The following is a 22,643-nucleotide window of genomic DNA, read 5'->3' as shown; positions in this document are numbered from 1 at the left end:
TATTCACAACATAAGGATTATAGAGGGGGCTTTTTTATGTCAATGGCATATGAAGAATATATGCGTCAGCTCGTCGTACCAATGCGCCAAGAACTGACAAGTGCAGGGTTTCAAGAATTGACGACTGAAGAAGAAGTAGAAAAAACGATGCAGGAAGCAGAAGGAACAACATTTGTTGTCGTCAATTCCGTATGCGGATGTGCTGCCGGTTTAGCACGCCCTGCTGCTACTCAAGCTGTCATGAAAGCAGAAAAAGCACCACATCGAATGGTGACGGTCTTTGCTGGTCAGGACCGGGAAGCAACGGCTAAAATGAGAGAATACTTCACAGGTGAGGAGCCATCTTCTCCATCTATGGCACTTTTAAAAGGAAATGAACTTGTTCATTTTATCCCGCGTGACGAAATTGAAGGTCATGAAATGGAAGATATTATGAAGAACGTCTTATCTGCATTTGAAAAACATTGCTAATACAAATGTTGAAATGTCCTGTGATCCATCAGGGCATTTTTTCTTGATTATGATGGAGGAACGTCATGCTCATTACAACAAGCTTTAGAGCAAATGAACAAACAATTGAAACGGCAAAGGCCCTTGCAAAGGACTTGCATGGTGAGTATATCGAGCGGCGCAAACAATCTGTCAAACAGCTTGCGATCAAGCGGGGGGATGTACTGGTTGTTGGGAAAGAACGATTTGAATGGTATCAGCCAAATGGTGAAAAGTTCTTTTTCCATCCAAGCTCAGCGATGTTTAGGGTGAAGCGGGTTCTGCGAGGGGAAAAAGATCCATTAATAGAAGCAGCACAATTAAAGCCGGGCGATTCCTTTTTAGATTGTACGCTTGGCTTAGGATCTGATGCGATTACCGCAAGCTGCGCTACAGGAGCCAATGGAAAAGTGGCCGGTATTGAAAAAAATCCAATGACGGCATTGCTTGTTCGAGAAGGACTCAGCACTTGGGAAACGGGTGTGAAAGAGGCAGACGAAGCGATGAAACGGATATCTGTCATCAGCGGGGATAGTATTGAGCAGTTAAAGAAGCTCCCTGATCGATCCTATGATATCGTCTATTTTGACCCAATGTTTGAAGAAACCATACAAGAGTCTGCTAGTATGATGCCGCTTCGTCATGCAGCTGAGCATCATTTTGACCATGAAACCGCTGTGAAAGAAGCAATGAGAGTGGCTAGAAAAAGAGTGGTTTTAAAAGATCATTGGAAAAGCACACGATTTACCACTGATTCCTATCAATTTCAGGTGATGAAACGTAAAACCGCCCAATTCCATTACGGATATATCTCAATAGAAGAAGACAAATCAACAAAACTTTAATCACTCTTAACAATTAAAAAAGCCCTATTTCAGGGCTTTTAATCGGTGATCTCCATATAGACAAAATAAAATAACGTCAGCAAGGAAGCTGTGATGAAAAACCCTTCAAGCATATCCATTCCTCCCAAATTTTAGTCGTCGTTACTGTTATTGTAAACGTTTTATCATGAAAAAGAAAGTCTCAACTCAATGACCAAATTGAATGACTGAAAATTCATTATATGCTAGAATAGCAGTATGATAACTTATGGAAGGAATTAGATATCATGAAAATGTGGATGAGAAAAACGCTCGTTGCACTCTTTACGATTGCGACTTTTGGTTTAATCTCTCCTCCATCAGCTTTGATGACAGACAAGCCATCTGAACTTTCTTCATCTGATAAATCACCTTATACAGCAGTTTATGATACATCAGATGATACGCGCAGCTGGGAATTATCGCAAGAAGACAACAAAGAGCGGGTAGACCCCTTTGAGCAATATAAGCAAGAGGTTCTATCAAGTGCAGAAAACCAATCCTTTCTCAAATTTGGTCGTAAAATCACACCTGTCATTGAGGACGAGTATAGAGAAGAGATTCAACCAAAAATTGAACAAGTGTTAACCGATTTTTTAACAAATTTCAAAGATGACGAAAAATTTCAAGATGTTGTTTTAACTGATCAGCCTTCAAGCGGAAATGGGGAAAAAATCTTCCACATTTATAATAGAAAGACTGGAGAAGATTTGCTTCGTTTTCATGTCAGGAGAGATCAGCCGCCTCACAGCGGATATTGGTTTAACTTTCACTACCATACAGCAGAAGATGGATTCCAGACGCATCATGAACTCGGTAATATTTACTGGGATAAAAACACCCCGCCGAGCTGGATGAGCCACTAGAAGGAGATGTCATGCCAATTGAAAAAGTATACAATGAACGAAATGGTTCGCATTACAAAACAGATGTTAAACGAGCGTGGAGTGAAAATAGAAGATATTGCACACATTGTGCTGAAACTCCAAGAGAAATACAACCCAAATCTTCCACTTAGTGTCTGCATTGAAAATGTTGAAAAAGTGCTGAATAAAAGGGAAATTGTCCACGCAGTTTTGACAGGACTTGCTCTTGATCAGCTGGCAGAAAAAAAGCTTTTGCCAGAACCTTTGCAGCATTTAGTTGAAACAGATGAACCGCTATATGGAATTGATGAGATTATTCCGCTTTCCATTGTCAATGTATATGGATCAATCGGTTTGACCAACTTCGGTTATCTAGACAAAGAGAAATTTGGTATTATTAGAGAATTAGATGAAGGTCGTCCTGGTGAAGTACACACCTTCCTCGATGACCTTGTCGCTGCGCTTGCCGCTGCAGCAGCAAGTCGCATAGCTCACTCTCACCAAGATATTAAGGACGAAGAGCAGGATCGAGTGAATCAAGCATAAAAAGAAAAACATGTCTGCTCATCTTGCAGACATGTTTTTTTGGTTTCAACAAAAGCAGAAATAAGGTAAACTACAACAAGAACATAAATAAAGGATGAAAAAAATGAAACAATACAAAGAGTTATGCCGTCATGTATTACAGCACGGGGATGAAAAAGGTGACAGAACAGGAACAGGCACTATCAGCACGTTCGGTTACCAAATGAGATTTGATTTACAGGAAGGGTTTCCTTTATTAACAACAAAGAAATTACACCTGAAATCAATCATTCATGAGTTACTGTGGTTTTTAAAAGGTGATACAAATGTCAAATATCTTCAAGAAAATGGCGTCCGTATTTGGAATGAATGGGCAGATGAAAATGGAGAGCTAGGGCGTGTGTATGGTGCGCAGTGGAGATCATGGGCGAGTGGAGACGGAGAGACAGTAGATCAGATCAGCAAGCTGATTCATGATATTGAGAATCATCCTAATTCGAGAAGATTGATTGTCAGTGCGTGGAATCCAGGAGAAATTGATCAGATGGCGCTGCCTCCTTGTCATTGCTTGTTTCAATTTTATGTATCAAACGGTAAATTATCGTGCCAGCTCTATCAACGTTCGGCAGATATCTTTTTAGGTGTGCCTTTCAATATTGCTTCGTATGCACTTCTAACGATGATGATTGCCAAAGTGACCAACCTTGAGCCAGGAGAGTTTATTCATACGCTAGGAGATGCTCATATTTATCAAAATCATCTTCCGCAGGTCAAAATGCAATTAGAGCGTGAGGAGCGCACACTTCCGCAGCTTCGCATCACTAGAGATGTCAAAAGTATTTTTGATTTTACGTTTGATGATTTTGTGCTCGAGAACTATGATCCACATCCGCATATTAAAGGAGAAGTCAGTGTATGATTTCCATGATAGTGGCGACAGGAAAAGACAGAGTCATTGGCAAAGATAATCAAATGCCTTGGCATTTACCCGCTGATTTAGCGTATTTTAAAAAAGTCACAAGTGGCCATACCATTGTCATGGGCAGAAAAACGTTTGAATCAATTGGACGAGCACTGCCTAACCGCCGGAATATCGTGTTGACCACAAGTTCTTCTTTTCAAGCTGAAGGATGCGAGGTGGTCCATTCAATCGATGATATTTTAACCATTGCGAAGACCGAGGAAGAATTATTGATCATTGGCGGGTCTAAGCTGTATGAGGAAATGATGCCATATGCAGATCGTCTATATATCACGCACATTCATCATTCATTTGAAGGCGACCGTTTCTTCCCTTATTACGATGAAGAGAATTGGACGGTTGTATCACGTGAAAAAGGCCATCGTGACGAAAAGAACCCCTACAATTATGAATTTGTCGTCTATGACAGAAAAGAAGGATAAGTGAGTAGGAGGAGTACGGTTGTTTCGTTATTGGTTTTTAACGATTTATGTTGTTGTATCCTTTTTTAAAAGTATAAGGCATTTGTATGATCATGAATTAACGGATCCACGCATTTCCTATACGAAACGAATGCATCTCATCCATGAGCATGCAAAAAGGTTTGCCAGAGGGTGTATTGATCAATCAGGATCGGTCATGACCATTCATCAGCAAAAAAAGCTGCCAGATGGTCCTGTTATTTATGTCACAGAAGCACATCATCCAGTGACGACGACCTTGCTGATTGGTCACTTAGAGAAGCCATTTGCTTTTATGGCAAAACCGCATCTGTTTCGCTATCCCATCTTAAAACAATGGTTGAAGAAGATGGCGGTGATCAAGCAGAATCAATCTGATGAGGCGTTATTAGAAGAAGCAAGAGAAAGAGTTCTATCTGGCCAGAGTCTGTTGCTTTCTGAACAGTATCGTGTCATGGCAGAAACGCTTGCTGAAGAATGTAACTGCTCACTTGTTCCGGTTGAAACAAGCGGCACAGACCGTCTTTTAACAGGGAAGATCGTCAAAAGACTTCGTCCAGTTAATGTCGATATCCATATAAAAGCACCGGTCAAAATGAGTGATTACGCACAAAAGCGCGCATAGAAAAAACCAGCATCCGAATGTGGATGCTGGTTTTTTGATCATGCTGGGATGTTGACACAATAAAATAGAATGCAGAAGAACATGGATGCACTTCCGCCGAGAACAAAGCTGTGCCAAATCGCATGATGATAGGGAATTTTCCGCCAAATATAAAAGATCGTTCCGACTGAATACAAAATACCGCCTAATAGTAAGAGGCTGAATCCAGCTCCTGTTAATTGAATGTACAGAGGTTTAATTGCGATGATAATCATCCAGCCCATTAATAAATAAACAAGGGTGGATACAATGATAAACCGTTTGACGAAAAAGATTTTAAAAACGATACCGCCTGCAGCAAGCGCCCATACGATTGCAAGAAGAGTATAGCCAAGTGCGCCTTTTAATGGGCCAAGCAAAAATGGCGTATATGTACCAGCAATCAATACATAAATCGCAGAGTGGTCAAGGATTTCAAATACATCTTTTGTTTTTTTGTGCCGAATGCTATGAAGCAAAGTAGAGCTTAAATAAAGCAGCAGCATCGACGCGCCAAATATCGAAAAGCTAATAATGTCAGTGACAGTGCCGTATTGAACAGCGAATAAAACGAGAAAAACAATGGCGGGAATGGATAAAATGACGCCAATGCCATGTGTAATCGCGTTGGCAATTTCTTCTTTTACAGTAAACAATGGATGTCCTCCTTTATTGAACCGGTATATAACCATCAAGCGACTTCAGAAATGAGAGACCTTCAAGTGTAATCTTCGTTCCAGCTCTGCCTTTCCCTTTTGTCACATAGGCTTTTTTCTCAAGATCATCTAATCGACTCCTGACTTGCTGAGGGGTCAGCGGGATGTCGCCTTGTTTGCTTAACTCAGACAAGATACGTCTGCTGGCTGCTTCTCCTTTTTCATTTAGAGACTTAATGGCTTCGAGTAAGAAAACAAATTCTTGTTTCTCCATAAGCGTGAGCTGGTGTTCTTCTTTTTTTCCTTTACCAGCTGTTTGTTGAGGTAATAATACAAAAGGTGGCAAGTGATGCAAGAAAACTGTTTGCCCTTCGAGAATCGCGGCTGCATAATGAACGATATTTTTGAGCTCCTGGACATTCCCTTCAAACGAATATTGCTGTAAGACTTCCCATACACTTGAGTCGATATCAGGCGTCATGTTCAGTTCTTGAAAGAAAGCAGCGGTTAAAATAGGAATATCTGTTTTTCGATCTTCTAAAGGCGGGAGAGGGATATGAAGCACATTGAGCCGATAAAACAGCTCAGGTAAAAAACTGGACGAAACGCTCATCGCCTCTAATGATAAAGACGAAGAAGCAATGATTTTTGTTGCAGGAGAATCTTCGAGAAAACGAATGACCTGATGCTGCATAGGAATACTGAGTGCGCTGACTTCGTCTAAATAAAGCACATGATTTGCCGCATGAGTAAATGCTTCCTGCAAAGTCACTTCATCTACAATGGGGCAATAGATATATTTCATCGAAGCCTGCGCAGCAAATGAATGGGCCATTTCTTGTGCAAAGCGTGATTTGCCTGTTCCAATTTCACCTGTGATCAACACAGGCTGATCGTTTTTCGTGAATTGTTTTGCCAAATGAATGGCGTGTTTTATATCTTGGTGTTCTCCATATATATTAGCAAACGGATGTGTGGTCATCGAGCGATTCCTTTCTTTTGGTTCTAATTGGTTTTATTATAACACCCAATTAGAACAAATGTATAGAAAAACGAAAAAGTTCATGAAATTTATCTCCGATCCATGATCTATTGATTTATTTTTTGAATATTCATGTTATAATGACAAATTAAATAAGGTTAAAGAGAAAGGATCTTGTACATGAAACCGTTGCTCAAAGAAAACACGCTAATTCAAGTGAAAGACATCTTAAAAGCCCATCAAAATTTGAAGGATGTAGTGATTCATACACCACTTCAAAAAAATGAGCGACTTTCTGAACGATATGAATGTAATGTCTACTTAAAAAGAGAGGACCTGCAAGTTGTTCGTTCTTTTAAATTAAGAGGCGCTTTTAATAAAATGAGCCAGTTGCCAAAAGAAAAACTAGAAAACGGCATTGTTTGTGCCAGTGCAGGAAATCACGCACAAGGCGTTGCCTATTCTTGCAAATATTTAGGTATCCACGGGAAAATCTTTATGCCTGCTACCACACCAAGGCAAAAAGTATCTCAAGTGGAGCTTTTCGGAAAAGAATATGTTGACATTATCTTAACCGGAGATACCTTTGATGATTCGTATCATGAAGCAGTCAAATGCGGAGATAAGGAAAAGCGGGAATTTATCCATCCATTTGATGATTTAGATGTCATGGCAGGACAAGGAACAACTGCTGTAGAAATATTAAATGATATCGAAGTGGAGCCTCACTTTTTATTTGCAAGTGTTGGGGGCGGAGGTTTGTTATCTGGCGTTGGCACGTATATTAAAAATATCGCACCAGAAACAGAAATTATTGCAGTCGAGCCACTTGGTGCCGCCTCACTTCATGCTTCCCACGAGAAAGGGGAGGTTGTCACACTTGATTCAATAGATAAGTTTGTAGATGGAGCAGCGGTTCAGCGGATTGGCGAAAAGACGTTTACGTCGCTTCAGTCTGTTGTCGATAAGATTAGTCTTGTACCAGAAGGAAAAGTATGTACAACCATTTTAGAGCTGTATAATCAATGCGCAATTGTAGCTGAGCCAGCAGGTGCGTTACCGATCGCGGCTTTAGATGCACATCGTGAGGAGATTAAAGGGAAAAATGTCGTTTGTATTGTTAGCGGAGGCAATAATGACATTGGCCGAATGCAAGAAATCAAGGAACGCTCCATGATTTATGAAGGACTCCAGCATTATTTCATCGTTAATTTTCCGCAAAGAGCAGGTGCTCTCAGGGAATTTTTAGATGAAGTGTTAGGGCCAAATGATGATATCTCACGCTTTGAATATACGAAAAAGAATAACCGAAGCAAAGGACCTGCGCTTGTTGGGATCGAATTGAAAGAAAGAGATGACTATGCAGCGCTGATTGACCGAATGAATAAAAAAGGCTTCCACTATGTTGAAGTGAATAAAGATCAAGATTTATTCCACCTATTTATTTAGGCTTAGCAGATAATTGGAAAAGAGGATTGATCGTTTGTGCTGCTCAAAACAATATGTTTTAGACGGATGGATGGAGCTCAGATCAAGGTAACAGAAGTCCCTGTTTTAAAGGGAGATGAATCCTATGGTTTCATGCTCACCTTTAGACTTGAAGCTTTCTTGAAAAAAGTCTATGTATCTAAGGGAAAGAGGCATGTGTACTCTTTCAGGGAGGATGTGAAACGTAACGTCAAGTGGAGCACATATGAACAGATCTACCAAGAGCCTACACTAAAACACAATGCGTAAATTGGAATCTTTGCTAAAGAGAGTGAGCGGCCATTTTCAAATGGCGGCTACTCATCTTGGCAAGGATTTTTTACATGAAAAGAAGAAAATGTGACAATTTCAAAAACGTTCTGACAGTTGTTTTCAAGTATGCACGAAATAAGGTAATATCATATGTAAAGACTAAGACAGCAAGGATGAGACGATAGTGAAACAAATTAAAATTGTAACAGATTCAACTGTGGACCTTCCGCAAGAAAAAATCAATGATCTTTCCATTCATGTCATTCCGCTCAATATCTCCATTTCTGGGGTTGATTATATTGACCGAGTGAACATACAGCCAGATGAATTTATTGAAAAAATGGAGGCCGCTGAGGAACTGCCGAAAACGTCTCAACCTGCCATCGGTCAATTCGTCGAATTATATGAAAAACTGACGGCAGATGGAAGCGAAGTCATTAGTATCCATTTAACTGGTGGGATGAGTGGTACGGTTCAAACTGCTGAAAGCGCTTCTAAAATGGTAGACGGAAATATTACTGTCATCGATTCGAATTTTATTTCCTATGGTTTAGGGTTTCAAGTCACCAAAGCAGCAGAGCTTGCAAAAAAAGGGGCAAGCCGTGATGACATCCTCAAAGAAATGGACAAAATTCGTCTTAAAACAAAGCTATTTGTCACAATCGATACATTAGAAAATCTCGTGAAAGGTGGACGAATTGGAAGAGGAAAGGCGCTGATCGGTTCACTTCTTCATATTAAACCAATTGCCAGCTTAACAGACGGCATATACACACCAGAAGCGAATGTGAGAAGTTACTCCGCTCTTGTCCGCTATTTGACAAAACAGTATGTACAGGCGGTGAAAGGGAAAACCGTTCAGGCAATTGGGATTGCACATGCAGACGCATTAGAACTTGCAGAAAAGCTTAAAGCAGCACTGCTTGATCACACACCTGATGCACTAGTTGACATCGCTTATACAACACCGATTATTTCCTGTCATACTGGTAAGGGCGCTATAGGCTTTACTTTTTATACCGATTGATTGAAAAGGGGATGTAATTGTCATGTATACAAAAAGGGGAGCCTTATTTGGTGCGCTTACGATCATAAGCGTGCTTCTTTTAGTCTCATGTTCAAATGGACAAATCAAGGATGCGTTAAATTATCAAATCCAGCCGTTTGAGTATCAAAACCAGGATGGTCAAAAGGTGTCGCTCGACGATTTAAAGGGGAAAGTCTGGGTGGCAGATTTTATTTTCACAAGCTGTGAAACGATTTGCCCGCCGATGACCGCACATATGACAGAGCTACAAAAACGGTTAAAAGAAGAAAAATTGGATGCGCACATCATTTCATTTAGCGTCGACCCAGAGGTGGATTCACCGAAAAAGCTAAAGAAATTTGCAAAAGCATATCCATTATCCTTTAAAAATTGGGATTTTCTCACTGGTTACTCGCAGTCAGCGATTGAAAAATTTGCAATGAAAAGCTTTAAGACGATTGTGAAAAAACCTGAAGACGAAGACCAAGTGATACACCAATCTCTGTTTTTCCTCGTTGATCAAGAAGGAAAAGTGATGAAAAACTATGATGGTGTTCAAAATACGCCATATGATGAAATCATCAAGGACATCAAAACACTGAATCGAAGCTAGTATAAGGATGTTCAAATGAGCGAAAACATGATACACTTTTTTAATCAGAAAAAGGAGGGACATCATCGTTTGAAGGCTCGTTTGATTTTGATTGTGATGTCTCTAGCTTTTGTTCTTTCTGCATGTTCCGCACAAGAGGCTGGCATAAAGGATAAACTAGAAGACACACAAAACGTAAAAGAACATATTACGATCGCAGCGGTTGGAGATTCCTTAACAGAAGGAATCGGAGATCAAAATAAAAAAGGGTATGCCGGCATCACCCGTGACAAGATAGAAGCGGTGGACGGTGTACAGTCTGTTACATTAAAAAACTATGCCATTAAAGGCAGTAGAACGGTAGATTTATTAAAAAGATTAAAAGAAAAAAAAGTGCAGGATGGACTGAAAGACGCTGATTATATTTTCTTTACGATCGGCGGAAATGACTTAATGCATGTCGTCCGTCAAAATGTGCTCAACTTGACATTTGCTCCTTTTCAAAAAGAGCAAGGTCCTTTTGAAGAGCGTTTTAAGACCATTCTTGCTCAATTAAGGGAGCATAATGACCATGCAAAGATCATGTATGTCAGTATGTACAATCCTTTTAAGTTCAGCTTGTCTGAGCTGAGAGATATTGATGAGGTCGTCAAAGACTGGAATGCTGCTGCCGAAAAAGAACTAAAAAAAGACGGCAATGCTGATATGATCGATGTAGCAGATTTATTTGAAGATGATAAAGATGAAAAATTACTGGCAGATGATGATTTCCACCCAAACCAAAAGGGGTACTCTCTTATGGCAAATCGTTTATTCTCAGAAGTGAAAAAAGAAGGACTGCCGAAGGAATAGGGTGAAAAGATGAAAAAATGGAAGAGTTTATTTTTTATTTTACTGTCAATTAATCTATTGATTGTTCTTGTATGCGGTATTTTCATGCTGCTGCCAAGCGATCAATCCGCTTCGAAAAAAGAAGTGAACAGCGAGTATGCTTTTAACATTTCTAGTTCAAAAGAGTCGCTTACCAGCTTTGTCAATGATTATTTGAAAAACCAAGGATCAAGCGATATGCCCGATTTTCATGTTGCGATTGACCAAGATGTGAAAGTAACAGGTGCAATCAAAGCTTTTTCTTCAACGATTAATGCAAATGTATCATTTACACCATCTGTTGAAGATAATGGGGATGTTCTGCTGAAAGTAGATGACTTTTCAATTGGACAATTAAGCATCCCAATCAGTTTTGTTTTAAGCTACATGGGTCAATTCTATGAACTGCCTGATTTCGTTCATGTGAAACCAGACCAAAAAACGGTGGAAGTGCGCCTTTCAGAAATGCCGCTGACGAATGATATGTATGTCAAAGCGAACAAAATTGATCTTGAGAATGATGAAATTGAATTCTCATATTATCATCCAAAGCAATAGAACGTGTAAGTCAGGAGTGAAACTATGAAGCGAGTCTATCAATATTTTAGTTTACTGTCGCTCTTATTTGCTGCATACTTTGGCATGACAGCTGCCTCTCATTTGAAAGCAGAAAATATCGACCAGTTTTACTTAAATATCGCCTATTGTGCATTATTTTTAGGTACCATGATTCTTGCTTTTGATTTTCAAAAACAAGAAAAAGCTGAAGATGTCTCGTAAATAGCCTTTTCCATTTGGAAAGGCTATTTATCTTATTTTCAGCGTGATTGAAAATCTTTGCATTCTAGGAAGGACGAGTACCGGCGCAGAGTGAATGTGACATTCGTGAGCACCAGCACGCAGGACTGACACCGAATGCGAGGGTTTGTTTGTCTACACGCTAAGAGCCTTTTCCATTTGGAAAGGCTCTTTTTACATTTGGTGAGACAAGACGACTTTTGCCATTAGCTCTGGCTCTCCGTTTGCAAATCCATGAAGTAAAATAAGATAGGCCCGCTTTGTTTGCAGGTGAACTTTCGGAATATCAAGCAGTACACTTTGAGTACCGGCAGCTTTTAATTCAAAGTGATACTTATTCGGAGAGAAGTGGTGGGTTTGGGTGCCGTTCACATATCCGAGTTCCTTTGATAACATGCCTTGATCTCGTTCATATATATCAATGAAAGGGAGGTCTGGTGACAGCTGGATAAACGTGAGTGCTGATAGCTCTTCTTGCTTAATCAGCGAGTCTTGCTTTTCTGTGAGCAGCGCAAAGCCGGTACGAGCTCCTGTGATACATAGCGTGTAAGTCTCGTTTCCATTAATCATCATACGAGAAGAAAGAATTCTTTCTTTTGTAGCCAGCTTGAATACTTCTATCTCATAAACACCCTCATCCCATTCCATATAAGCAGACAGCTGACCGTATGGCAGCTTTTTTTGGATTGGCTGCTGATTTACAAATACAGCAAGCTCACTTAAATCCGGTGCAGCGTGAAATAATCGAATAATAGCTTTGGAAATGGTGTTTCTCGGATGGTATGGGGGAAAGGTAGCTAATGGACGATATAGAAATTGATTCATCTCGTAGAGCTGCTGCACGTCTTTATCCCTTCTTTCTCTACAATGTGTTTTTTGTAGCGTATGCAAGAAAGGGACGATCTGTATAGGCAAAAGAAACATAGAAAAAAGCCTGACAAAAAGTGTCAGGCTCTCGTATTAAGAAGGAGATGAATATTGATGATATTCAGCCAGCTTAATGAACGTTTTTTCATCCTCAATTAATCCGCAAACGCCGCACTGGACTTTGATTTTCGGTCCTTGATAGTTCATGTGAAAAGGAGAAAGCTGATCTCCTTCATATGTTTCGACAATAGCTCCAGTTGCTGGATCAAGTTTCACAGGTTCTGAATGCTGCTCGATGAGGTTAAAACGCGTTCTGTTGGTTTTGCAGTTCGGACAAAGATATGGACTTGTCATGGTTCATTCCACCTTTTTATCCGTAGCATGTCCTCCACGCTAAAATCTATGCTTAATCCTTTTGACTTTTATCCAGCTTTTTAAATAACTTGATCATCGTTTTCAGTTCTTCATCATCAAATGATTCAAATCGTTCCATGAAGTATTCTGTTTTCTTTTTCTCAAAATGCTCAGTAATTTCCTTACCCTTATCGGTTAAGTGGATTTTGATGATGCGTCGATCCTCTTTTGAACGGATACGAGTGATCCAGCCTTTTTCTACAAGCGTGTCGGTTACAGCTGTAATATGGCTTGCTGATACACCGAGAATTGAGGCGAATTCCGTTACTTTTTTTGCGCCTTGTTCACGCAGCAGATTTAAAATGAGAAATTCATTCCGAGATAATTCGTTTTCAAGCAAGCTGTTAATTTCATAACGTATTTGCTTAAATACGGTTCTCAGTAAAGTATCCATTTCATACATCATTTGTTTTCTTTGTTCCAATCATTAAACCCCCATTATATTTTAAGATACGACAGAATGCTTTCTTTTGTTTTTAGGTATACAAGTCGTATCATTTTCATTATTTTTTATCATGTTATAATATGATGATACCATTTTTTAAATGAAGGGGGCACTAATATGTCTGAAAAACAAGAATTAGCCACATTTGCAGGAGGCTGTTTCTGGTGTATGGTTAAACCTTTTGATGAACAGCCAGGCATTATCAAAGTTGAATCAGGGTATACTGGCGGACATACAGTGAATCCAACCTATGAAGAAGTATGTACAAATACGACAGGCCATAGAGAAGCCGTTCAAATTACCTTTGATCCAGACATTTTTCCGTATGAGAAGCTATTAGAACTATATTGGCAGCAAATAGACCCAACAGATGATGGAGGACAATTTGGTGATAGAGGAGAGTCCTACCGTACAGGGATTTATGTCCACAATGAAAAACAAAGGCAACTTGCAGAAACATCAAAAGAGCAGCTGAGCCAAAGCGGAATTTTCCAAAAGCCAATCGTGACAGAAATTTTAGAGGCTGGTCCTTTTTATCCTGCTGAGGAATATCATCAGCATTATTATAAAAAGAACAAAATGCACTACGAACGATACCATGTCGGTTCGGGCAGAGCAGGTTTTATTCAATCTCATTGGAGTGATAAATAATGGCTAACGAAAAAGAGCAGCGCATCAAAGAATTAAACCGAATGCAGTACGAAGTGACGCAAAATAATGGCACTGAGCCGCCATTTCAAAATGAATTTTGGGATCATAAGGAAGAGGGCATTTATGTAGATATCATTTCAGGCAAGCCATTGTTTTCTTCTTTAGATAAATTTGATGCCCATTGCGGCTGGCCAAGTTTTACAAAGCCGATTGAAGATCAAGAGGTAGAAGAGAAAGTAGATACGAGCCATGGCATGGTGCGGACTGAAGTTCGCAGTAAGACGGCCGACTCTCACCTTGGTCATGTATTCCCTGACGGCCCAGGGCCAAACGGTCTTCGATATTGTATTAATTCTGCCGCTTTAAAGTTTATCCCGAAGGATGATCTTGAAAAAGAAGGCTATGCTCATTTGAAACACATCTTTCAATAATTGATTTTAAAAATCGTCACATGGAAGTCAGCTGCTTCCGTGTGACGATTTTTTTATTTTTTATGGTGGGTATGATGTAATTGTTCAATGATGTGAAACAGCTTCTCTTTTGTAATGAGCGGTGCTTCGTTTGATGTGTAATGGGTCAAATGAACTTTTTGAAAATGAGGGTGAAGATGTGGTCTTGGTAAAATGGCATAAAATTGTTCATGTTCAAACAGTGCATCTGCCTCGTGAGGGAATGTGAGCTCCTCGTGAAGTTTTTCTCCAGGTCTTTTTCCGACAACGAGAATATCAGGAGAAGGAACATTGATCAGACCGGCATATTCATGAAATGCTTTCAATAGATCAGCCAGCTGTAATGACTCCATCTTGAGGATGAATGTTTCGCCGCCTTTCATCATGATAGCTGCTTCAAGCGTGAGAGATACAGCTTCTTCGATAGACATAAAAAAGCGTGTCATCTTAGGATCAGTTACAGTTAGAGGTTGTTCATTTAACAACTGTTGAAGCATGATGGGGATGACGGAACCCCTTGATCCAAGCACATTGCCAAACCGGACAGAGCAAAACTTCGTTTTCTGATTTGAAATACTTTCATTCGCTTGAAAAAACAATTTTTCTGAAATTAATTTTGTAGCTCCCATGGCATTTGTCGGAGAAACCGCTTTGTCAGTTGAAATGTTGACAACATGACTAACTTCATGTTCAAGTGCTGCTTCAATGACATGCTGTCCGCCGATGATGTTGGTTTGGACAGCTTCAAACGGATTATCTTCGCAGGTGGGTACTTGTTTGAGTGCAGCTGCATGGAAGATGATATCTACCCCTTTGACAAGCTGCCTGACGCGGCTGGCATCCCTCACATCTCCAAGTGCAAATACAACCTCTGGATTTGCCGCATATTCATTTTTCATCATGTATTGTTTACTGTCATCTTTACTGAAGACAATGACCTTTTTAGGAGAGCAGGCTGTTAATTTTTTCACAATCTGCCGGCCAATCGAACCCGTACCGCCTGTGACCAAGATGATTTTGTCACGAAAAAAGGTCTTCAAACTCGTTTCTATTTGTTTGGACATATCTAATCCCCCAACTCTCATTTCTCTACTTTGCATCATATGTGAAAGAGTGGAAGACGTTTGAGGAAAAGAACCACTTCATGCATAAATTAGGTGAACCAATTATAACCATCTGCTTGACGACTTAATAGAATATGTAGAGATAGAAGATTAAGTAGAATAGCGAGGCACCTAAAGAACTTCAGTACGGTGATCAGTTCAGCTCTCAGAATTTATTCTCTGATACTGAGCTGCGCGAGGGGAGAAGATCATACATGTATAGGGGAAATCGTATTTTAGCTATGATACCAGCTTTTAGCAGCAAGCAGGGACATCATGCTGAACACATTCGCGTATTGGCGGAGCGGCCGCTGATCTATTGGACCATTCAGCCATTATTACAAATGATTGAATTAGATGAAGTCATCGTATCTTCAGAGGATGTGAATACTCAAATCATTTCGTCCCACTATGGAGCAAATGTGATTGAACTGCCAAGCACACATGTGACAGAACAAACACCTTCTTTAGTAGCTGTGAAGCATGCACTTGCTTATTTAGAACGAGAGGGAAAGACGTTTGATATTGTTTTGTATTTGCATCCATCATCACCACTAAGGCAGACGGCAGATATTGAGAACTGCTTACAGCTTCTAGTAGAGGGGGGATATGATTGTGCGGCTTCTTTTACAGAGGCGTTAGAAAATCCAAATGAAACTTGGACACTTCATGACACCAATGAAGCCAGCCTGTATAAGGACAATCATTATTTTTTTGTACCAACTCAGGAGCACCCTTATACGTATGGGCGTTTAAATGGAGCTGTCTATGCGTTTCATGTTCCATATGCAAAAGAATGCATTCATTCCTTTTTAGAAGGATCTGTTGGTGCATATATGATGGATCATACGCAATCGCTTGTTGTGAAAAGTGAGGAAGATCGGAAAAAGGCAGAGAAGATTTTATTGGCTCGACAAGATGCAGAAGGAACAGCATAAGATGATGGCAATTAGAAAAAGCGCCCGGTCATAGGGCGCTTTTGACTATTTCATAAAGTCTGTATGGCAGCGTATCAAATGTGTTCCAGCGAACGACTTGCTCGTAATTGTTCTCTGCAACCGATTGTCTTTGTTGAGGGGTTGTTACATAGTGCTCGACCTGTTCAATCAAATCGTTTTCATGTGTGTAAAAAGCGAAGCTTGAAAATGCCTGTGACGGTTGTAGATCTGTCAACTGAAAGCCTCCGCTTGCAGCGATATCAAAAGCTCTGTTGTTGAGGCTCATATTTTGAACATTGGCTTTGTTTTGATTATAGGCAAATTGCGCGGGTCTGTGCGGATTCAGAACAATGGCTGATGTTTGATAGATATCTGCCATCTGCTCGGGATTCAGCCAGTGGGTCATCAGTGTGAGATCGCGATATCGTCTACGTGATTTATTCAACTGGCGATGCCATTCTTTACCTGCAACGAGAATGCGCCATTTGTTTTGATGTAAGAGTGTATCGATGGCTTTGATGCGGTTTGGATAAGGGTAGCCAATGAGTGCAATGTCATAGATGCACGACTCATGTGGTGATTCTTTTTTCTGAAATACGTGTGTATTGGTCGGAATGGGAAAGTAGTGCGTGTGATCAGCGCCCAGTTGTTTGTAAAATGACAAAGCACCTTCGTCAATCGTTAAGATCAACTGTGCATCATTTGCGCATGCGGCTGACACATCTATATAAAAAGGGTCTTCTGTCATCCACAGTACAACGGGGATCTTTTCTTGTTTGAATTGATGAAGCAGTTCTGTTGGAATATGGTCACCGATCATCATGAAAACAAAATCCGGAGAAAATGTCCGGATTTTGTGCATATGAGCGGGTAGAGTTTCCCTTTCCAGCTTGACGCATGAAAAGGGGGAATCAATGAAGCTATCTTCTATCCATTGATCGAACATCCGATAGATTCCACCGTAGCCAGAGCTGATATAAAGAAGCTTCATGATGGCCCTCTCACATTAAGATGTGAACGTAACACTTTCTACTTTATCTACATCTAATAGAGTCGTTGCAGAGCCCGTAGGTGTCACAGAGCTTTCTTGTGTGACGAAAACAACACCTGTTGAAGCATCGAATGATACGAATTGTACGGGTCCGATTAAGTCACCTGAGTCCATGACAATGCTAATGACTGTTCCAGGTGCAAGTCTTGCGAAAATCCATCTTGCTGGTTGAGATACGTCGAGTGTTGTAGCAGAATCTGAAGGTGATGCTTCAGCAGCCACCTCACTAAATAAATCGTTCAATTTTTCTTCCACTTGAACTCCTCCTTCTTCGAGATTAACTGTTAACGCATGACTAAGCGGTTTGAAAAACAGCTTTAATAGCTCTTTTTTTAATTCGGCACGCTTTTCGCTCATGTTTTCCCCATCCTTTCTTCATCCATTCAAACACACCACTATGTATATGCCGTTCTCTTTTTTTGGTATAAGCAGAATGCTCATTCCTTGTTCTTTTTTTCATTTAATGACTTCACACATTTTTGAAAAATGTTTTCAAATGCTGATGCTAAATGAAGTGATCCTCATACTCTAGTAAAGATCAAACGAGAAGAAAGAGGGAATCTGAATGGAATTTGAACAACTATTAAATGGCTGGAACGAAGAATTACTAGAAACAGAAGGAATACTTGAAGTTGTGTTGATTATACTTCTTCTTCATCTTTTAGAGGAAAGTGAGGAAGGGAGTGCGTCAGAGATTAAAGAATTGCTGCGCCCGTGGCTTGAGCTCGGCATTCCGCTGCCGCGTGTTCATTTAGTCAATGGAGATGTGCTGCAAAACGTGGTTGTCGTACAATTGTTTGACTCAGTAGCAGTCTTTAAAAATGCGACAAATCAACTAAGAGTAAGTGTTCCTTATGTGAACATTGTCAGCTGGGGGGCTTTTTAATCTATTTAAAAAAGGATAATGGTCATGAAAGTATCAGTGATATTAACAAGCTACAACAAACCTGATTTCATTGAACGTGTGCTAAAGAGTGTGGTAGAACAAACGTATCAGCATTGGGAGCTTTTGATCATGGATGATGGCTCTGAACAAGAAACGATCCAAAAGATGCAGCCTTATTTAGTGGATAAGCGCATTCAATTGTATTCTCATCAAATTCATCCTGCAAACCGGCTGAAGACTGTACGTTATGCAACGCTAATTAATGAAGCATTAACACGTATAACAGGTGAGCTGGTTTGTTATGTAACTGATGATACAGTCTACAGAAAAGATCGTTTAGAGAAAATGGTCGAGGTTTTTCAATCGAAGCCTCACATAGATATCGTCTATTCCTCGCAGCGTGTCGTGCATGTGAATCAGCATTTGGTGGAAACGGCGAGCTTCGTTCGAGAAGCAGATCAAGTGTTGGAGCATGCATCCTTTCAAGTCGACCATTGCTCTGTTATGCATAGAAGCCGGCTGCTTCCGCTTATTCATGAAAAATACGGACAATACTGGGCCGATGAACCGAAACATTGGCATCATGCTGACTCTGTGTTTTGGATGAGACTGAATCATTTTGCTGCGTTCTTTCCATTACAAGAAGTACTTGATACCACATATAAAACGCCACAATCATTCCATCATATGTTTGCGAGTATGCCCTACGATTTAATTGACGGAGCTGTGATTGAAAGAGAAGGCGCTTATTATCAAATCGCTAGCGGATATCTTCATCGCATTGACAGGCGCTGGGTGAATGAAAAGAACAGGCGTGCGATTCGTGTTCCCTCGTTATGTGCGATGAAATATGAAATGAACGAGCCGCTGACAGTCCCGAATTATACAGTCGTCACCGCAGATAACGGCAGAACATTTTATTATATTGAACATCAGACAAAAAGGCGGTTTGCTTCAAGACGTGATGTGCAATATTTTCAGTTTCATCAAAAGGAGATATACACGGTAACAAAACAGCAGCTGGAGACGTTTGAGGAGGGCAAGATCATTCAAGTATCTCCTATATTCAGCCCGCCAAATAGACGGCTGTTTAAATGGAAACAAGATGTCTATTTATTTGTGCATGATACCTTTTGCCGAATTGTCCCTGAGGTAGTGAAAATATTTGCGTTTTACCATCAGCCAATCAAACTACAACCTTCTCAATTTGCATGTTTTCAAGAAGGAAAGCCAATTGTGCCGCTGTATATGGAGTCACTTCAGGAATTTGACTTGTCTCTTTATCAAACGTCAGGGCGAAAGCACTCCTTATAAGAGGGGTGCTTTTTTTAGAATTGACGAAAAAAGCAGGAGATCGAAAGGAAAAAGCGAAACGTGAAAAGGATAGGGGAACACGTTGAATATCATCAAGCCGCTGAAAATTGGGCAATACAGTGCCGGATTTTCGGCATAGAAAGTGAGGGGGAAATAGTGGGGAAGGTTGTCGAAAGAGCGGATTGGTTTGAATTAATTTTAGAAGCCATCGATGAAGCGATTCACGTTGTAGACGATCAAGGGGTCACCATCTTTTATAATCATAATGCAGCGAAGTTCGACTGTTTAGCGAAAGAAGAGGTGATTGGCAAGTACATACTGGATGTGTATCCTTCATTAACTGAAAAGACAAGTACACTCATGCATGTACTTAGAACAGGAAAACCCATTTATCATTCTTTGCAAACCTATTTGAATAAAAATGGAGAAAAAATTGAGACCGTCAACACCACATTGCCCATTATAGAAGGCAGCAAGTTAATTGGGGCGGTAGAAGTAGCGAAGGATGTGTCGAAGCTGTCGGCACTTTCGAATCGTTTAGATCAAAAAAAGCGAACGGATGGTGCGCCTGGCTCCACTCAAATGCATGATTTTTCTTCATTTTTAACAAATGATCCACACTTAAAAGAGATGCTGGAGAAAGCGAAAAAAGCTGCTGCATATCCTTCATCCGTTATGGTCTTCGGGGAAACTGGGACAGGAAAAGAGGTACTCGTACAAGCGATTGTTCATGCATCTGATCGGAAAGATCAAGTCTTTATCCCGCAAAACTGCGCTGCCCTTCCAGAATCGCTACTTGAAAGTCTGTTATTCGGGTCTGTCAAAGGAAGTTATACGGGCGCAATAGATCGCAAGGGGCTGTTTGAGTTAGCAGATGGCGGTACGCTTTTTCTTGATGAGCTGCAAGCGATGCCGCTTACGCTTCAAACAAAATTACTGCGTGTGTTAGAGGATGGTGTCGTCCGCCGGATAGGTGATGCAAAAGCGGTTCAAGTAAATGTCAGAGTGATTACGGCACTCAATATCGACCCATTTGAAGCCGTTAAAAAGCAAATGTTAAGAGAAGACTTATTTTATAGACTGCATGTGTCATCATTTCATATCCCGCCGCTTCGCACAAGGAAGCATGATATCCAGCTGTTATCCCGCCACTTTATTCAAACGTATCATCATCAATTTTCTAAAAACGTCAACCGCCTTTCTGAAGAAACTGTCCAAGTATTTATGGCCCATCAATGGCCAGGGAATGTGAGAGAATTAAAACATACGATCGAGCATGCCGTCTTGATGATGCCAAAGGAAGCAGAAGAAATCACCCCAGCATATCTCCCTGCCCATTTGCGGACGCATCAGATAGAAAGTCATCCGCCAGAGTCCTCATTAAAAAGTCAAGTGACGTCATTTGAACAAACGCTGATTCAAGAAGCTTTAAGACAGCACGCAGGGAATATTAAGCAAACGGCAGCCGCTTTAAAAATTCCTCGACAAACATTGCAGTATAAACTAAAAAAATATACAGATGCCGAAAAGTAGGCACTTCAAACAGGTGAATGTGACGGAAAAGCTCCTTTTGTAAAGAATAGGGGCATTTTCCCATGTTGGCACATAACTTGCATAGTATAAAGTGAATGCTGATAGGGGGAATGGATATGCATCAAAAACTGTATCAACCTGCGCGACATTGGAAGGACATTGAACTTTGGAAGGACGTACCCGAGGAAAAGTGGAACGACTGGATTTGGCAGCTGACGCATACGGTCAAAACGCTTGAAGATTTAGAAAAAGTCGTGAACTTAACAGAAGAGGAAAAAGAAGGGGTGAAGATTTCCACGAAAACCATTCCACTCAACATAACACCCTACTATGCCTCACTGATGAATCCAGACGATCCAAGATGTCCAATTCGTATGCAGTCTGTACCGATTGCAGAGGAGCTTCATAAAACAAAATATGACCTCGAAGATCCGCTCCATGAAGATGAGGATTCACCTGTTCCAGGTTTAACGCACCGCTACCCAGATCGTGTGCTGTTTCTTGTCACAAATCAGTGCTCCATGTACTGCCGCTATTGTACGAGAAGGCGCTTTTCCGGTCAGATCGGGATGGGCGTGCCGAAAAAGCAATTAGATGCCGCCATTGGATATATTAGAGAAACCCCTGAAGTGCGGGATGTGTTAATTTCAGGCGGTGACGGGCTGTTAATTAATGATCAAGTGCTTGAATACATTTTGAAAAACTTACGAGACATTCCTCACGTTGAAATCATTCGAATTGGAACACGTGCACCGGTCGTGTTTCCGCAGAGAATTACAGATGAATTGTGTGAGATTTTAAAAAAATATCATCCGGTTTGGCTGAACACTCACTTTAATACAAGCATTGAAATCACAAAAGAAGCGAAAGAAGCGTGTGAGCGACTTGTCAATGCTGGCGTCCCTGTTGGCAATCAGGCGGTGATCCTAGCAGGAATTAACGACAGTGTTCCAATTATGAAGAAGCTGATGCATGATCTCGTCATGATTCGCGTCAGACCTTATTATATTTATCAATGTGATTTATCTGAGGGGATCGGCCACTTTAGAACACCTGTTTCAAAAGGCCTTGAAATCATTGAAGGCTTAAGAGGACATACGAGTGGTTATGCTGTGCCAAGCTTTGTTGTAGATGCACCAGGCGGAGGAGGTAAGATCACCTTACAGCCAAATTATTTATTATCTCAAAGCCCAGAGAAAGTGGTCCTGCGTAACTTTGAAGGTGTGATCACCTCTTATCCGGAGCCGGAACATTACGTCGCAGGCCAAGCGGATGCGTATTTTAATGAAATCTATGAAGAAAAGAAAGAACCGGCCATTGGCATAACAGCTCTATTTGAGGATGAAGCAAGATCCTTTACGCCTGAAAATTTAAGCCGAATGAAACGAAGAGAGTCTTATGAAACGAATCCTGAACATGATACGCTCAAAAACAAACGCGAAAAACGAGATGAATTAAAAGAGAAGAAATATCAAGCCCAGCTCAAAAAAGAACAAACCGTAAAGGAGGAGAAATAACG

At 40.6% G+C, this 22,643-nt stretch carries 29 protein-coding genes; 21 read left to right on the top strand and 8 right to left on the bottom strand.

Going from position 1 to position 22,643, the window contains the following annotated elements; all coding sequences use genetic code 11:
• Positions 1-36 precede the first annotated feature (36 nt).
• The 7 genes from MHI58_RS10640 (at position 37) to MHI58_RS10610 (ending at position 4,790) form a co-directional block, all read left to right on the top strand.
• Positions 37-471, top strand: a complete 435-nt coding sequence (locus MHI58_RS10640; RefSeq protein WP_045035056.1) for a BrxA/BrxB family bacilliredoxin — start codon at positions 37-39, stop codon at positions 469-471.
• A gap of 65 nt (positions 472-536) precedes the next feature.
• Positions 537-1,334, top strand: coding sequence for a class I SAM-dependent methyltransferase (locus MHI58_RS10635; RefSeq protein ID WP_017367470.1), 798 nt, complete (start codon positions 537-539; stop codon positions 1,332-1,334).
• A 266-nt stretch (positions 1,335-1,600) separates the two neighbouring features.
• Positions 1,601-2,218, top strand: a complete 618-nt coding sequence (locus tag MHI58_RS10630) for a YpjP family protein (protein ID WP_024718552.1) — start codon at positions 1,601-1,603, stop codon at positions 2,216-2,218.
• 18 nt (positions 2,219-2,236) lie between these two features.
• Positions 2,237-2,764 (top strand): phosphatidylglycerophosphatase A, encoded by a 528-nt coding sequence (locus MHI58_RS10625; RefSeq protein ID WP_008346387.1) that lies wholly within the window; start codon positions 2,237-2,239, stop codon positions 2,762-2,764.
• Between the two features lie 103 nt (positions 2,765-2,867).
• A complete protein-coding gene (locus MHI58_RS10620) occupies positions 2,868-3,662 on the top strand; it encodes a thymidylate synthase (protein WP_017367468.1) in 795 nt (264 codons plus the stop codon).
• A complete protein-coding gene (gene folA / locus MHI58_RS10615) occupies positions 3,659-4,147 on the top strand; it encodes a type 3 dihydrofolate reductase (RefSeq protein WP_024718553.1) in 489 nt (162 codons plus the stop codon). The genes MHI58_RS10620 and folA overlap by 4 nt, the downstream gene beginning before the upstream one ends.
• A 19-nt stretch (positions 4,148-4,166) precedes the next feature.
• Positions 4,167-4,790: a 1-acyl-sn-glycerol-3-phosphate acyltransferase gene (locus tag MHI58_RS10610; RefSeq protein WP_035703293.1), complete on the top strand. Its 624-nt coding sequence runs from the start codon at positions 4,167-4,169 to the stop codon at positions 4,788-4,790.
• Between the two features lie 38 nt (positions 4,791-4,828).
• Here the strand turns inward: MHI58_RS10610 and MHI58_RS10605 are convergent, their stop codons facing one another.
• Together MHI58_RS10605 and MHI58_RS10600 are read right to left on the bottom strand one after the other, a co-directional pair.
• Positions 4,829-5,464 (bottom strand): hemolysin III family protein, encoded by a 636-nt coding sequence (locus MHI58_RS10605; RefSeq protein WP_008346394.1) that lies wholly within the window; start codon positions 5,462-5,464, stop codon positions 4,829-4,831.
• A gap of 13 nt (positions 5,465-5,477) precedes the next feature.
• Positions 5,478-6,446 (bottom strand): sigma 54-interacting transcriptional regulator, encoded by a 969-nt coding sequence (locus MHI58_RS10600; protein ID WP_024718555.1) that lies wholly within the window; start codon positions 6,444-6,446, stop codon positions 5,478-5,480.
• 180 nt (positions 6,447-6,626) lie between these two features.
• Between MHI58_RS10600 and ilvA the strand changes: the two genes are divergently transcribed.
• The 7 genes from ilvA to ypmT all read left to right on the top strand — a co-directional run bounded on the left by ilvA (position 6,627) and on the right by ypmT (position 11,455).
• Positions 6,627-7,895, top strand: a complete 1,269-nt coding sequence (gene ilvA / locus MHI58_RS10595) for a threonine ammonia-lyase IlvA (RefSeq protein WP_045035067.1) — start codon at positions 6,627-6,629, stop codon at positions 7,893-7,895.
• 36 nt (positions 7,896-7,931) lie between these two features.
• On the top strand, positions 7,932-8,183 hold the full coding sequence (locus MHI58_RS10590; protein ID WP_008346400.1) for a YpmP family protein: 252 nt from the start codon (positions 7,932-7,934) through the stop codon (positions 8,181-8,183).
• Between the two features lie 187 nt (positions 8,184-8,370).
• Entirely contained in the window at positions 8,371-9,213 is an 843-nt protein-coding gene (locus tag MHI58_RS10585) for a DegV family protein (protein WP_017359697.1), read from the top strand.
• A gap of 22 nt (positions 9,214-9,235) precedes the next feature.
• Complete coding sequence (locus MHI58_RS10580; protein ID WP_045035057.1) at positions 9,236-9,826, top strand: SCO family protein; 591 nt, start codon at positions 9,236-9,238, stop codon at positions 9,824-9,826.
• Between the two features lie 69 nt (positions 9,827-9,895).
• Entirely contained in the window at positions 9,896-10,657 is a 762-nt protein-coding gene (locus MHI58_RS10575) for an SGNH/GDSL hydrolase family protein (protein WP_017359696.1), read from the top strand.
• 9 nt (positions 10,658-10,666) lie between these two features.
• Entirely contained in the window at positions 10,667-11,233 is a 567-nt protein-coding gene (locus tag MHI58_RS10570) for a YpmS family protein (RefSeq protein WP_024718556.1), read from the top strand.
• 24 nt (positions 11,234-11,257) lie between these two features.
• Positions 11,258-11,455: a protein YpmT gene (ypmT, locus tag MHI58_RS10565; protein WP_008346409.1), complete on the top strand. Its 198-nt coding sequence runs from the start codon at positions 11,258-11,260 to the stop codon at positions 11,453-11,455.
• 192 nt (positions 11,456-11,647) lie between these two features.
• On the opposite strand, the gene MHI58_RS10560 is transcribed toward ypmT, so the two are convergent.
• The 3 genes from MHI58_RS10560 to MHI58_RS10550 form a co-directional block, all read right to left on the bottom strand.
• Complete coding sequence (locus MHI58_RS10560; RefSeq protein WP_045035058.1) at positions 11,648-12,316, bottom strand: DUF4397 domain-containing protein; 669 nt, start codon at positions 12,314-12,316, stop codon at positions 11,648-11,650.
• Positions 12,317-12,433: 117 nt separating this feature from the next.
• Complete coding sequence (locus MHI58_RS10555) at positions 12,434-12,694, bottom strand: hypothetical protein (protein ID WP_008346413.1); 261 nt, start codon at positions 12,692-12,694, stop codon at positions 12,434-12,436.
• Between the two features lie 52 nt (positions 12,695-12,746).
• Entirely contained in the window at positions 12,747-13,178 is a 432-nt protein-coding gene (locus MHI58_RS10550) for a MarR family transcriptional regulator (RefSeq protein ID WP_007500780.1), read from the bottom strand.
• Between the two features lie 138 nt (positions 13,179-13,316).
• On the opposite strand from MHI58_RS10550, the gene msrA reads away from it, so the two are divergent.
• Positions 13,317-13,850, top strand: coding sequence for a peptide-methionine (S)-S-oxide reductase MsrA (msrA, locus tag MHI58_RS10545; RefSeq protein WP_041507060.1), 534 nt, complete (start codon positions 13,317-13,319; stop codon positions 13,848-13,850).
• Positions 13,850-14,281: a peptide-methionine (R)-S-oxide reductase MsrB gene (gene msrB / locus MHI58_RS10540; RefSeq protein ID WP_045035059.1), complete on the top strand. Its 432-nt coding sequence runs from the start codon at positions 13,850-13,852 to the stop codon at positions 14,279-14,281. Before msrA ends, msrB begins: the two co-directional genes overlap by 1 nt.
• 53 nt (positions 14,282-14,334) lie before the next feature.
• Here the strand turns inward: msrB and MHI58_RS10535 are convergent, their stop codons facing one another.
• Positions 14,335-15,363 (bottom strand): SDR family NAD(P)-dependent oxidoreductase, encoded by a 1,029-nt coding sequence (locus tag MHI58_RS10535; protein WP_045035060.1) that lies wholly within the window; start codon positions 15,361-15,363, stop codon positions 14,335-14,337.
• A 254-nt stretch (positions 15,364-15,617) separates the two neighbouring features.
• Here MHI58_RS10535 and MHI58_RS10530 point away from each other — a divergent pair, with 254 nt between their 5' ends.
• Positions 15,618-16,340, top strand: coding sequence for an acylneuraminate cytidylyltransferase (locus MHI58_RS10530; protein ID WP_045035061.1), 723 nt, complete (start codon positions 15,618-15,620; stop codon positions 16,338-16,340).
• Positions 16,341-16,368: 28 nt separating this feature from the next.
• On the opposite strand, the gene MHI58_RS10525 is transcribed toward MHI58_RS10530, so the two are convergent.
• Entirely contained in the window at positions 16,369-17,163 is a 795-nt protein-coding gene (locus MHI58_RS10525) for a DUF3880 domain-containing protein (RefSeq protein WP_231101331.1), read from the bottom strand.
• Positions 17,164-17,346: 183 nt separating this feature from the next.
• Positions 17,347-17,748 carry a hypothetical protein gene (locus MHI58_RS10520; protein ID WP_007500770.1) on the bottom strand — a complete coding sequence of 134 codons (402 nt, stop codon included), beginning with the start codon at positions 17,746-17,748 and terminating at the stop codon, positions 17,347-17,349.
• A 208-nt stretch (positions 17,749-17,956) separates the two neighbouring features.
• On the opposite strand from MHI58_RS10520, the gene cgeC reads away from it, so the two are divergent.
• The 4 genes from cgeC (at position 17,957) to ablA (ending at position 22,641) form a co-directional block, all read left to right on the top strand.
• Positions 17,957-18,277: a spore maturation protein CgeC gene (gene cgeC, locus MHI58_RS10515; RefSeq protein WP_007500768.1), complete on the top strand. Its 321-nt coding sequence runs from the start codon at positions 17,957-17,959 to the stop codon at positions 18,275-18,277.
• Between the two features lie 18 nt (positions 18,278-18,295).
• Positions 18,296-19,591, top strand: coding sequence for a glycosyltransferase family 2 protein (locus MHI58_RS10510; protein ID WP_045035063.1), 1,296 nt, complete (start codon positions 18,296-18,298; stop codon positions 19,589-19,591).
• Between the two features lie 156 nt (positions 19,592-19,747).
• Positions 19,748-21,124 carry a sigma-54-dependent Fis family transcriptional regulator gene (locus tag MHI58_RS10505; protein WP_045035064.1) on the top strand — a complete coding sequence of 459 codons (1,377 nt, stop codon included), beginning with the start codon at positions 19,748-19,750 and terminating at the stop codon, positions 21,122-21,124.
• Between the two features lie 116 nt (positions 21,125-21,240).
• Complete coding sequence (ablA, locus tag MHI58_RS10500) at positions 21,241-22,641, top strand: lysine 2,3-aminomutase (RefSeq protein WP_045035065.1); 1,401 nt, start codon at positions 21,241-21,243, stop codon at positions 22,639-22,641.
• The last annotated feature ends 2 nt before the right edge of the window (positions 22,642-22,643 follow it).

The sequence above is a fragment of the Bacillus sp. FSL K6-2869 genome, assembly GCF_040869405.1.
GTDB classification, from domain to species: Bacteria; Bacillota; Bacilli; order Bacillales; family Bacillaceae; genus Bacillus; species Bacillus altitudinis.
This window is presented reverse-complemented; position numbering and strand designations above follow the sequence as displayed.

Excerpts from the sequence above, each read along its gene's own strand:
- MHI58_RS10640 (WP_045035056.1), top strand. The coding sequence starts at position 37 with ATGTCAATGGCATATGAAGAATATATGCGTCAGCTCGTCGTACCAATG.
- MHI58_RS10635 (WP_017367470.1), top strand. The coding sequence starts at position 537 with ATGCTCATTACAACAAGCTTTAGAGCAAATGAACAAACAATTGAAACG.
- MHI58_RS10630 (WP_024718552.1), top strand. The coding sequence starts at position 1,601 with ATGAAAATGTGGATGAGAAAAACGCTCGTTGCACTCTTTACGATTGCG.
- MHI58_RS10620 (WP_017367468.1), top strand. The coding sequence starts at position 2,868 with ATGAAACAATACAAAGAGTTATGCCGTCATGTATTACAGCACGGGGAT.
- folA (WP_024718553.1), top strand. The coding sequence starts at position 3,659 with ATGATTTCCATGATAGTGGCGACAGGAAAAGACAGAGTCATTGGCAAA.
- MHI58_RS10600 (WP_024718555.1), bottom strand. The coding sequence starts at position 6,446 with ATGACCACACATCCGTTTGCTAATATATATGGAGAACACCAAGATATA.
- ilvA (WP_045035067.1), top strand. The coding sequence starts at position 6,627 with ATGAAACCGTTGCTCAAAGAAAACACGCTAATTCAAGTGAAAGACATC.
- MHI58_RS10580 (WP_045035057.1), top strand. The coding sequence starts at position 9,236 with ATGTATACAAAAAGGGGAGCCTTATTTGGTGCGCTTACGATCATAAGC.
- MHI58_RS10570 (WP_024718556.1), top strand. The coding sequence starts at position 10,667 with ATGAAAAAATGGAAGAGTTTATTTTTTATTTTACTGTCAATTAATCTA.
- ypmT (WP_008346409.1), top strand. The coding sequence starts at position 11,258 with ATGAAGCGAGTCTATCAATATTTTAGTTTACTGTCGCTCTTATTTGCT.
- MHI58_RS10555 (WP_008346413.1), bottom strand. The coding sequence starts at position 12,694 with ATGACAAGTCCATATCTTTGTCCGAACTGCAAAACCAACAGAACGCGT.
- msrA (WP_041507060.1), top strand. The coding sequence starts at position 13,317 with ATGTCTGAAAAACAAGAATTAGCCACATTTGCAGGAGGCTGTTTCTGG.
- msrB (WP_045035059.1), top strand. The coding sequence starts at position 13,850 with ATGGCTAACGAAAAAGAGCAGCGCATCAAAGAATTAAACCGAATGCAG.
- MHI58_RS10535 (WP_045035060.1), bottom strand. The coding sequence starts at position 15,363 with ATGTCCAAACAAATAGAAACGAGTTTGAAGACCTTTTTTCGTGACAAA.
- MHI58_RS10530 (WP_045035061.1), top strand. The coding sequence starts at position 15,618 with ATGTATAGGGGAAATCGTATTTTAGCTATGATACCAGCTTTTAGCAGC.
- MHI58_RS10525 (WP_231101331.1), bottom strand. The coding sequence starts at position 17,163 with ATGATGATCGGTGACCATATTCCAACAGAACTGCTTCATCAATTCAAA.
- MHI58_RS10520 (WP_007500770.1), bottom strand. The coding sequence starts at position 17,748 with ATGAGCGAAAAGCGTGCCGAATTAAAAAAAGAGCTATTAAAGCTGTTT.
- cgeC (WP_007500768.1), top strand. The coding sequence starts at position 17,957 with ATGGAATTTGAACAACTATTAAATGGCTGGAACGAAGAATTACTAGAA.
- MHI58_RS10510 (WP_045035063.1), top strand. The coding sequence starts at position 18,296 with ATGGTCATGAAAGTATCAGTGATATTAACAAGCTACAACAAACCTGAT.
- ablA (WP_045035065.1), top strand. The coding sequence starts at position 21,241 with ATGCATCAAAAACTGTATCAACCTGCGCGACATTGGAAGGACATTGAA.